Origin of the sequence: Bacillus sp. SM2101, from assembly GCF_018588585.1 — a bacterium.
GTDB lineage: Bacteria > Bacillota > Bacilli > Bacillales > SM2101 > Nanhaiella > Nanhaiella sioensis.
This window is the reverse complement of sequence record NZ_JAEUFG010000074.1, coordinates 1-3203: the sequence shown is the minus strand read 5'-3', so window position 1 is coordinate 3203 and position 3203 is coordinate 1. Positions and strand designations below refer to the sequence as shown.

General features: G+C 32.7%; 4 protein-coding genes and 1 pseudogene. 3 read left to right on the top strand and 2 right to left on the bottom strand.

Features of this window, described 5'->3' with window-relative positions; translation table 11 throughout:
- Positions 1-149: 149 nt before the first annotated feature.
- From JM172_RS25570 to JM172_RS24115, 3 genes and pseudogenes are all read left to right on the top strand, one after another.
- A pseudogene (locus JM172_RS25570) lies at positions 150-353 on the top strand (DinB family protein); the annotation flags it as partial.
- A 212-nt stretch (positions 354-565) separates the two neighbouring features.
- Positions 566-712, top strand: coding sequence for a hypothetical protein (locus JM172_RS24120; protein ID WP_214484930.1), 147 nt, complete (start codon positions 566-568; stop codon positions 710-712).
- A gap of 539 nt (positions 713-1251) precedes the next feature.
- Positions 1252-1734, top strand: a complete 483-nt coding sequence (locus tag JM172_RS24115; RefSeq protein WP_214484929.1) for a DinB family protein — start codon at positions 1252-1254, stop codon at positions 1732-1734.
- A gap of 189 nt (positions 1735-1923) precedes the next feature.
- On the opposite strand, the gene JM172_RS24110 is transcribed toward JM172_RS24115, so the two are convergent.
- Complete coding sequence (locus JM172_RS24110) at positions 1924-2232, bottom strand: YncE family protein (protein ID WP_214484931.1); 309 nt, start codon at positions 2230-2232, stop codon at positions 1924-1926.
- The gene (locus JM172_RS24105; protein WP_214484928.1) at positions 2229-2693 is read right to left on the bottom strand and encodes a YncE family protein; all 465 of its coding nucleotides are present in this window, start codon (positions 2691-2693) and stop codon (positions 2229-2231) included. Before JM172_RS24105 ends, JM172_RS24110 begins: the two co-directional genes overlap by 4 nt.
- Positions 2694-3203: the final 510 nt, after the last annotated feature.

Genomic DNA, 3203 nt, shown 5'->3' with positions numbered 1-3203 from the left:
AGTTTCATATCCATTTCAACCTCAATTTTCCAAAGAGTAAACAAAACTATTTGCATATACGTGTATATGTTATTCAAATCTAGTTTACATAATAGCAACTATAGGAACTTAATAGAAAATATAAGAAAAGAAATTTAAAGCATTCACAAACACCTATTGATATATTGATAAATCTCTTAGAATCACTTCATTGTCGATTTGTAGATTTACTTCACACACTACATTTTTCAGCATTTCAAAGAAAATTTATAAGTCTTACACATGGCGAAATGAGACTGGTTGTTGCAATACAAAGATTTGTGTGGCATGACCATCATCATATTGCTCAACTTAAAGAACAACAGGGATGGTAATTAAGTTATTGTCTGGAGAAACAAAAGTGATACTGAGGCGAATAGATGGAGTTTAAAAAGAAATGGGACGAACTATCGGTCTCAGAAATATTAGAGTAATAAGGACAATCATATACCTTATAATCGTAATTATATTGTGGATTATTGTGGCTCTTATTAAGTAAACGTTATAGAAAAACCATTTAATAGTAAATTCATTTGGGGGAGATGACATGAAGTACCACAGAACAGATTTATTAGTGTTAGCGGTATTTTTCTTTTTTCCTTTACTTTTGTTAATACTAATGAGAAGAACAAACATTATCTTTATTGGAAACATAAATGTCAACCAGCCAGAAATAGATACAAACAAAGAGTGAACATCTAGAAAATATGTACACCCTCCCTGATTATTCACGAAAGGAGGAAAGAGTGATAATAAAAGGTGGTACTTTATTTTATGTAAATAATTTGATTATGCTTGTCTAAAAATAATAAGACAAATAAACCATTTGTACGCAATTCAATGATTAATGAGTCGAACAATTCTAAGATGAGCTGATCTTACTATTGGAATCATGAAAACGTTATTCCGCAATCTTGGTTTTTGGACAATAAGTAACTATCCTTATATAAATAGGTAAAAAGTGGGTAGGTATCCATCTTAATATGATATAATGAAATAAAAATTATCTACATAAAGGATAATTTTTGAAAAACCCGAAATGAACTGAGAAAATTTTATCTGTTTTTATTGATGGAAGCTGCGGGTGCTGCTCTTACATTTGTTTGTGAATATATTCACAAATTATGTATGCAATGGGCTTGGAAATTATATTTCATAGTGATTTAGATTTGGCAATGTTGCTAGAAGTCTTTAAAAATGAACTATAAAACATGATGAAGAAAGAGGAGAAATATGACTAATTTAACGAATTCTCAGATGAAACAATGGGGAACGATTAGAAGTTATTCAAAGAGTTTTATCAAGGAGTTAAAAGAAGAAGATCTTGATAGAGCCCTTCCAAGAAAAGGCTTAAATACACTACGGAAACATTTTGAGGAAATGGTTGAGGTTCAGAAAGATTTTGTTATGGCGATAGGTAGTTCTGTTATGGCATTTAACAGTTTACCTGATAATGAGATACAAGGAAAGTTATCAAAAGAGGAACTATTAGAAAAAATGTCTCAAGTTGATGAGGAATTGAAAAGTACGTTAGACAATGTAGATGATAATACTCATGTAATTTGGTTTGGCGAGAAACAACTTTTACCTTATCATCTATCGTCAATGATAGCGCATGAAACAATGCATATCGGACAAATTATTGCTTTTTGTTATGTATTAGATATCAAAATACCAGAGTATATTATTAATAGTTGGGCGCTATCGGGTAATTAATTAGTAAATTTACTACAATCTCTGGGCTAATAGAAGATCAATTAATCTTCGAAAATAGGGCGCTGTACAGTAATAAACTGAGAGCGCCTTTCTTCATGTTTTGACCAATATTGATTGTTTAGACCAGAATATTTTTGTAACCTCAATGGACATTGTTGAATGACTGACAAGAATAAAAAGTCTTTCTTTTTATAGAATTTGTTTTTTATCTGTGGGTATTGTATCTAACGAAGACTCTAGCAGAACTTCCAACAACCATCTTTTGAAGTGATTAACTCTCATTGCACTGCTCCCAATTGGAACCGTCGCAATCACGCTATGCGCTTTCACATCAATGACTGAAACAGTGCCAGATGAAGTAAAATGCGTTACATAAGCGAGTTTCCCATCTGGGGTGAAGGCAATGACAAATGGATCGGATCCAACCTGAATGGTTGTAATCACACTGTGTATTTTCACATCAATGACTGAAACAGTACCATCATTATTATTTGTCACATAGGCGAGTTTTCCGTTAGGTGTAAAGCAATAACAAATGGACCATCCCCAACTTGCACATTTGCAATCACGCTATAAATCTTCACATCTATGATTGATACAGAATTATCTAATTGTCCAAATTCTCCCATATTCATCACGTAAGCGTATTTTCCGTCTGGCGTGAAGGCAACGACATTTGGACCAGATCCAACCTGAATAGTCGCAATAACACTATGCGTCTTCACATCAATAACTGAAACAGTATTATCCAATTGTCCAACTAATCCCATATTTGTCACATAAGCGAGTTTCCCGTCTGGGGTGAAGGCTACAATATTTGGACTGGATCCAATCTGAATAGTTACAATAACAATATGTGTATTCACATCAATGACTGTAACAGTACCATCAACATTATTTGTTATATAAGCGAGTTTTCCGTCAGGTGTGAAAATAGACTGTATAAAAAGTATTTCCAACAGGTAACGTAGCAATCACTGAATGTGTCTTCACATCAATTACAGTCGTCGTCAGCAAAACCACCTCTTCCGTATCATTATTACTACAATCGTATGTGGATAGTGCTTGGTTAATACACAATGGTGTTGCCGAGTTACCTCTTTCAATCTATTCTTATACAATAACTAAATGATTTTCTATGATAGATGTAGTGTTTTAACTAAAAGGTCTCAAAAGAGTATACCTTATTGAGATTAGTGGACAATGACGGTGGAATGGTATTAAGGATAGTCTCAATTAACTTATCTAAAAATGGAGAGGGAAAGATCTATCTATAAACTTAATAGACTGTATACTTGTATTCCACAATATGGCGCTTTTCAGAAATAACTCTGAAAAGCGTCTTTATTTGTTAACTTTTTTCATCGTTCAAATTGTTAATTCTATAGTGTAAAATTAATAGGGGAAATGTGGATGTATAGGAAAAACTTATAATATTGTAAGTATACATATTGTGGAGGTTATGATGA